Below are 6,865 nucleotides of genomic sequence, written 5' to 3' on the forward strand. Positions count from 1 at the left end.
TGAGGAGGGCTTCGCCCGTCGGTCGTCCTGCTCGCGTACGGAGGTGTCGAGGACTTCTTCGGGACATCCGGAGTAAACCAAATCCACCATCTAATCGAACACAAGTCTACGCGCCACCCCATGTGGGGGTGTTGGCCTAAACATAGGGGTACCCCCTACGTCAACTACCGTGATAAACATATGACTTGTTCTGGGGTTGGATCAGGTTTATTCCGGCCGCAGGGCGTGTGAGTACACGGAACTTTGAGGGAAAGTATCTTCGGCACATGGGTGAAAAGCGAGAAAACAGCGCATGGATACGCCGATTCCACCCAGCTCCGGAGAGTGGTGTCCGACTACTGTGCCTGCCGCACGCCGGAGGCTCCGCGCCCTTCTACTTCCCGATGTCCAAGGCGCTCTCCCCGGCTGTTGACGTCCTCTGCCTCCAGTACCCCGGACGCCAGGACCGGCGACTGGACCCGGCTATCGACAACATCCCCGACTACGCGGACGCCGTCGTCGCCGAGTTGAAGCCCTGGCTCGATGTGCCGACGGCCTTCTTCGGCCACAGCATGGGCGCCGTTCTCGCCTATGAGGTGGCGCTGCGTCTGGAGCGGGACGGGCTTCCCGCCCCGATCGCCCTGTTCGCATCGGGGCGCCGGGCGCCGTCCCGCTACCGCGAGGAGAACGTGCACCGCCGTGACGACGACGGCATCGTGAAGGAGATGCAGCTCCTGAGCGGCACCGACTCCCGCATCCTCGGTGACGAGGAGATCCTGCGGATGGTCCTGCCGGCAATCCGCAGCGACTACACGGCCATCGAGACCTACCGCTCCGAGGCCGGAGCCGCGGTGAGCGCCCCGATCACGGTCTTCACCGGTGACAGCGACCCCAGGACCAGCCTCGAAGAGGCCGAGGCATGGCGCGTCCACACCACCGCCGAATTCGACATCCGTGTCTTCTCCGGCGGTCACTTCTTCCTGGCCAACCACGCGGCCGAGATCATCGACATCATTTCCAAGAAGATTTCCGGGGCCGGCCGACAGCAGTCCTGACCGGACCGCGCATTCGCAATCGACGCACCATTCCTGCGGTCCGGCCACGAATTCCGGACCGCAGGTCAGGGTTCTGGGGGACGAACTCACCTTGGCTGCAAAACTTTTCGAACGTGATAGCCATCTCGCGACGCTGACCGACATGCTGAGCAGCGCGAAACAGGGCAGGGGGCAGCTGGCACTGGTCAGCGGCGCCGTCGCCAGCGGAAAGACCGACCTGCTCGGCAGGTTCGCCGAACGGGCCCTGACCGGCGACGTGCTGCTGCTGGAGACCGCCGGATCCCGCTCGGAACGTGAACTGCCCTTCGGGCTGCTGAAGAAGGTGTTCGACAACGCTGCCATGTCGCCCCGGGCCCGAGCCGAGGCGATCGCACTGCTGGACGCCGTGGACACCGAAGAGGAGAGCGACGCTCCCACCCGGCTGCGCATGATGTCCCGCGTCTCCTCGGTCCTCCTCCAACTGGCCGAGGGCCGCCCCCTCGTCATCACGGTCGACGACGTGCACTGGGGCGACAAGCACTCCCTCCAGTTCCTGCTCCACCTGGCCCGCCGGGTACGGCAGGCCAAGGTGCTGGTGGTGCTCACCGAGTCCACCCGGCTGCGCCAGGAACAGCTCATGTTCCACGCCGAGTTGCTCCGCCAGCCCAACTGCGGCCGACTGCGGCTCCACATGCTGACCGAGCCGGGCGTCGCGCGCGTACTCGCCGCGTGGGTGTCCGGTCCCGTCGCCACCAGGCTCGCCCCCGAGTGCCACCGGCTCACCGGCGGCAACCCGCTGCTGCTGCGCGCCCTCATGGAGGATTGGCGGGCCGACGGCGAGTACGGCGAATCCCTGCAACGGCCCGTCCCCGGTGAGGCGTACGCCCAGGCCGTGCTCGGCTGCCTGCACCGCGGCATCCCCGACGCGCTGACCATCGCCCAAGGCATCGCGGTCCTCGGCGACGCGCACAGTCCGGCGCTGCTGGGCGAACTTCTCGGCCTGAATGCCGGTGTCGTCGAGCAGGGCGTACAGGACCTGCGCCAGAGTGCGCTGCTGGAGGGCGGGACCTTCCGTAGCCCCGCCGCGCGCGCCGCAGTGCTCGCCGCCGCGCCCCCCGTCACCCTCGCCGCGCTGCACCGGCGCGCCGCCCAGCTGCTCCACAGCGACGGTGCCGCCGTGCTCGAAGTCGCCCGGCATCTGGTCGCCGCCCGACGGGATGCCGAGCGCTGGGCCGTGCCCGTGCTGCGCGAGGCGGCCGAGTACGCCCTCGTGGAGGAGGAGCTGCAATTCGCGCTGCGTTGCCTGGAACTCGCCCACTCCGCCAGCCAGGACGGGCCCGCGCGGGCGGCCCTGAAGACTCGTCTGGTCAGTGTCGCCTGGCGACTGGGACCCGTATCGGCGGAGACGCATCTCCCGCAACTCGTTGCCGAGTTGGAAGCCGGTCGCGTCGCCTCGCGCGATCTCGCGCTGTCCGTCTCGTATCTCCTGTGGTCCGGACGGCTGGAGCAGGCGGCGGACGCCGTCACCCGGCTGTCCGCAGCCGAGCGCCCGGCCCCTGGTGGGCCGGGCGGTGCCGTCGGTGACGATGCATGGGGTGCGGCCCTGGCCGCCACCGCGCAGTGGCTGACCGCGGTCAGCCCTCCGCTGCGTTCCCGCGTTCCCACCGTCGGCGCCACCGACCGGTCGGCCGCCACCGGCCCGCGCGACCTGGCGGGCGAGGCGTACGCGCAGTCGGCGGCGGCCCTGACCGCCGCCCTCGGCGAGGGCCAGGCACATCGCGCGGTGATCGAGGCCGAACGCGTCCTTCAGCGCTACCACCTGTCCGACAACGCCCTGCAGCCGCTGGCATTCGCCCTCATGGCCCTCGTCTACGCCGACCGGATCGACCTCGCCCAGACCTGGTGCGAACGGCTGTTGGGCGAGTGTGCGAGCCGGCAGGTACCCACCTGGCAGGCGGTGCTGTCCGCGGTGCGGGCCGAGATCGCGCTGCGACAGGGCGATCTGACGGTCGCCGCGCACCAGGCGCGGAACGCGCTCTCCCGCATATCCCCGGCGGGCTGGGGCGTTGCCATAAGCCTGCCACTGGCCACCCTGATCGAGGCCGAGACCGGCATGGGCCGCTACGACGAGGCCATGCTGCTGCTGGAACACCCGGTTCCCGAGGGGCTGTTCCAGACCCTGCTGGGGCTGCACTACCTGCGCGCCCGTGGGCGCTACCATCTGGCAACCGGCCGATTCCACGCCGCCCTCGGGGACTTCGACGCCTGCGGCGACCTGATGACCGCCTGGCGGGTGGACATCCCGCAGCTGGTGCCGTGGCGGATGGACGCCGCCGAGACATGGCTGGCCCTGGACGAGCCCGAGCGGGCCCACGCACTCGCCGAGGAACAGCTGCGGCGCAGTCCGGGGAACCGGGAGTTGCGCGGTGCGCTGCTGCTGATCCAGGCCCGGGGCGACGACCTCCGGCGCCGTCTTCCCCGCCTCAAGGAGGCCGTCGAGATTCTGGAGAACGGCGACGACCGACTCCGGCTCGCTCATGCCCTCGGTGAACTCGGTCGCGGATACCGGTCGTTGGGGGATTTCAACCGGGCTCGGGTGCTGGTGCGCAAGGCATGGCATGTCGCCAAGGCGTGCGGTGCGGAGCCGTTGTGCCGCCAGCTCATCCCCAGCCATGGCGAGGGGACCGAGACCGCTGCTCCGGCTGCGCAGGCGGGCGGCGACGCCGCCCAGCCCGAGGTCGACGCGCTCACGGAGGCGGAGGCGCGGGTCGCCCTTCTGGCCGCGCACGGCAATACGAACCGGGAGATCGCGTCCAAGCTGTACGTCACCGTCAGCACGGTGGAACAGCACCTCACCCGTATATACCGGAAGTTGAAGGTGAAGCGGCGGCGCGACCTGCCCGCGAAGCTCGCGGACAGCAGCCTCACCGGGATTGCCTGACGGTCCCCGAGGAGGGGACCTGCGGGGCCTCCCGCATCCTCCTCACCCCCCGTACCCCCGTTCGGTGTTCTGTCGGGTCCGGGGCCCGGAGCAGGCCGCAACTGCCTGCTTCGAGCCCCCGGTTCGGACATCGCGTTCAGCCCCGGTTCGGGTGCCGTGCCGAGCCCGGACCGGGTGCCGTACGGGGGTACGGGCCGAGGGACGTGCCTCAGGCGAGCAGGCCGCGCTCCATCGCCGTCATGACCGCCGCCGTGCGGTCGGACACACCCAACTTCTTGAACGTGCGCAGCAGATGGGTCTTGACGGTGGCCTCGCCGATGAAGAGACGGGCACCGATCTCGGCGTTGGTCAGACCCTGGCTGACGAGGCCGAGGACTTCGCGTTCCCGCCCCGACAGCGGGGAGGGCTCGACGGCGCGGGGCCGGAAGAGCTTGCCCGCCAGCGACGGCGTGAGAACGGTCTCGCCGCGGGCCGCGTTGCGGACGGCGTCGACGAGCTCCTGACGGGAGCTGCCCTTGAGCAGGTAGCCGGAGGCGCCCGCCTCGACCGCGCGCAGGATGTCGGCATCGTCCTCGTAGGTGGTCACGATGACGACTCGGGTGCCGGGGCAGCGCTGCAGGATCTGGCCGGTGGCGGCCACACCGTCCATGTCGCCCATGCGCAGGTCGAGCAGGGCGATGTCGGGGCGAAGGGACACGGCCCGGACGACGGCCTCCTCACCGGACCCGGCCTGCCCGACGACGCTGATGCCCTCGGCGGACTCCAACATCGCGCTCAGACCCTCGCGCACCACCGGGTGGTCGTCGGCCAGCAACACCTTGATCGTCGTCGTCTCAGCCACTGAATGCCTCCTGGCCGACCGCGCCGAGCGGGGCGGTCACTTCGATCGTGGTGCCCCGGCCGGGGCTGCTGCTGACGGTGGCCGAACCGTTGATCTCCGCGGCCCTTGCCTGCATGCCGCGCAGGCCGTATCCGTCCTGTTTCCCGTCGGGGGTGAAGCCCTGGCCGTCGTCGCGGACGACGAGACGGACGGTGTCCTCCTCGAAGGCGACGACCACCTCGACCGTCCGGGCCCGGCCGGCATGCTTGCGCACATTGGCGACGGCCTCCTGAACCGAGCGGAGCAGGACGACGTTGACGGTCATCGGCAACGGCTTCTCGGAACCCTCGACGGTGCAGCGCACATCCAGGCCGGTCTCGGCCATCAGGCCGTCCGCCTGCCTGCGCACCGCCTGCACCAGGGAACTGCCGCGCAGCGAGGGCGGGGTGAGGGCAGTGACGAAGTCCCGCGCCTCCGCGAGCGACTCCTTGGCCACCCGGCCGGCCAGCGCCAGATGGGCGCGGGCCCGTTGGGGGTCGTGCTCCAGCTCCGAATCGACGGTCTGGACCAGGCCGATGATGCTGGTCAGGCCCTGCGCGATGGTGTCGTGGATCTCCCTCGCCAACCGTTCGCGCTCCGCGGAGATCCCGGCCTCGTGGGAGAGCCTGGCCACCCGCTCCCGGCTGCGCTGGAGCTCCTCGATGAGGCCGCCGCGCGCCTTGCTCTGGCGCACCACCCGCTTGATCCACATCCCGAGGAGGGTGGACAGCCCCACGCTCAGCAACGAGAAGGGCAGCACCTGGAGCACCCCGAGGCCCAGGTCCTCACCGCGTACCCACACCACCAGCACCGGCCAGAGGTTGGCGACGACGACCACCACGACCGCCTGCCGCATCGGCAGGCTCATGATGAGCATCGGAACAACCGCGAACATCGCGAAGGCACCGGACAGGGTGAACGACGTCACCGCGCCGAACAGCACCAGCAGGACACCCGCGAAGACCAGGTTCCGCGGCCCGGCGGCGTCGTCCCGGATCATCAGCGGCCGGCCGAAGCCCGCGTACCAGGGCACGATCAGAGTCAGGGCGCCGATGGCGACGGCATGGGTGCCGTCGCCGATCAGCAGGGTGGCCGTGACGAAGTAGGAGAGCGCGAAGAAACCGTCCCACAGACCGAACCAGCGGGTTCCGGACTCGGGGCCGTAGTACGCGCCGTCCTGCGACGCCTGGTGCTGCCGAGCCCGTGGAACACCACGTCGAGAATGAGTGCGCACGCCCATAGTCCTACCACGTGTGTCCACCGTGTCCACCGTTCGGTGGACAGTCGGAACCCACCGTTCAGTAGTCCCCGCGACCGGTGCCGCGGACCTAGCCTGGATACCAGGACGCCGCCCGAGCGGTGACCCGCAGTCAAGAGCCGATCCGCCCGCAGGAGACAATGCACATGGACCAGTTGAGCCAGTTCGTCACCGCTCTCATCGCCAGCGGAACGATTCTGATCATTATTCTGGCCACGGACATCGGCCACCGACAGATCACCACGATGCGTATGGTGCGTTCGGTCATCGCCGTCGCTGTCGTCATCGCCATCTTCGTGCACTCGTTCCCCACCCTCGGGAACGACGTCTCGTTCCAGTTCGTGGGTGTCGGAGTCGGTGTGATCGCCGGCCTCATCGCCGGGGCGCTGCTGCCCGCCTACCGCCACGAGTCCGGTCAGATCTACACGATCGGGGGCATCGGCTACGCGCTGGTCTGGGTTGTACTCTCCAGTGGGCGCGTGATCTTCGCCTACGGTGCCGAGCACTGGTTCACGGAGGACCTCATCCGGTTCTCCATCGACTACAAGATCAGCGGTCCGGACACCTACGCCAACGCGTTCGTCTTCATGTCCCTGGCCATGGTCCTGACCCGGACCGCCGTCCTGCTGACCAAGATGCGCAAGGTGCGTGCCGCCGAGGCGGCGCAGAACGAGATCGCCCAGCCGCGGAGCAACAGCGGCGCCGCACTCTGAATAGGGTGGCGGGGTGTTTTGGGGGGAACGAGACCCACCGGAAGCCCAACCCCCCCCAAAAGCAACAAAAAAAAAAAAACA

General features: G+C 69.2%; 5 protein-coding genes. 3 read left to right on the forward strand and 2 right to left on the reverse strand.

The window, feature by feature from the left end; genetic code table 11:
• Positions 1 to 266: 266 nt before the first annotated feature.
• Both ACFC79_RS20175 and ACFC79_RS20180 read left to right on the forward strand, forming a co-directional pair.
• Complete coding sequence (locus ACFC79_RS20175; RefSeq protein WP_376241930.1) at positions 267 to 1,034, forward strand: thioesterase II family protein; 768 nt, start codon at positions 267 to 269, stop codon at positions 1,032 to 1,034.
• Positions 1,035 to 1,125: 91 nt separating this feature from the next.
• Positions 1,126 to 3,954, forward strand: coding sequence for an AAA family ATPase (locus ACFC79_RS20180; RefSeq protein WP_376241932.1), 2,829 nt, complete (start codon positions 1,126 to 1,128; stop codon positions 3,952 to 3,954).
• 208 nt (positions 3,955 to 4,162) lie between these two features.
• Here ACFC79_RS20180 and ACFC79_RS20185 read toward each other — a convergent pair whose 3' ends face one another.
• A complete protein-coding gene (locus tag ACFC79_RS20185; protein ID WP_376241934.1) occupies positions 4,163 to 4,795 on the reverse strand; it encodes a response regulator in 633 nt (210 codons plus the stop codon).
• Positions 4,788 to 6,053, reverse strand: a complete 1,266-nt coding sequence (locus tag ACFC79_RS20190; protein WP_376241955.1) for a sensor histidine kinase — start codon at positions 6,051 to 6,053, stop codon at positions 4,788 to 4,790. Before ACFC79_RS20190 ends, ACFC79_RS20185 begins: the two co-directional genes overlap by 8 nt.
• A gap of 164 nt (positions 6,054 to 6,217) precedes the next feature.
• Here ACFC79_RS20190 and ACFC79_RS20195 point away from each other — a divergent pair, with 164 nt between their 5' ends.
• Entirely contained in the window at positions 6,218 to 6,784 is a 567-nt protein-coding gene (locus ACFC79_RS20195; RefSeq protein ID WP_376241936.1) for a hypothetical protein, read from the forward strand.
• Positions 6,785 to 6,865: the final 81 nt, after the last annotated feature.

This window comes from Streptomyces sp. NPDC056061 (assembly GCF_042266885.1).
In the GTDB taxonomy this organism is placed as follows: domain Bacteria; phylum Actinomycetota; class Actinomycetes; order Streptomycetales; family Streptomycetaceae; genus Streptomyces.

What these genes read in the sequence shown, in the direction of transcription:
- ACFC79_RS20175 (WP_376241930.1), top strand. Translation starts at nt 267, where the DNA reads ATGGGTGAAAAGCGAGAAAACAGCGCATGGATACGCCGATTCCACCCA.
- ACFC79_RS20190 (WP_376241955.1), bottom strand. Translation starts at nt 6,053, where the DNA reads ATGGGCGTGCGCACTCATTCTCGACGTGGTGTTCCACGGGCTCGGCAG.
- ACFC79_RS20195 (WP_376241936.1), top strand. Translation starts at nt 6,218, where the DNA reads ATGGACCAGTTGAGCCAGTTCGTCACCGCTCTCATCGCCAGCGGAACG.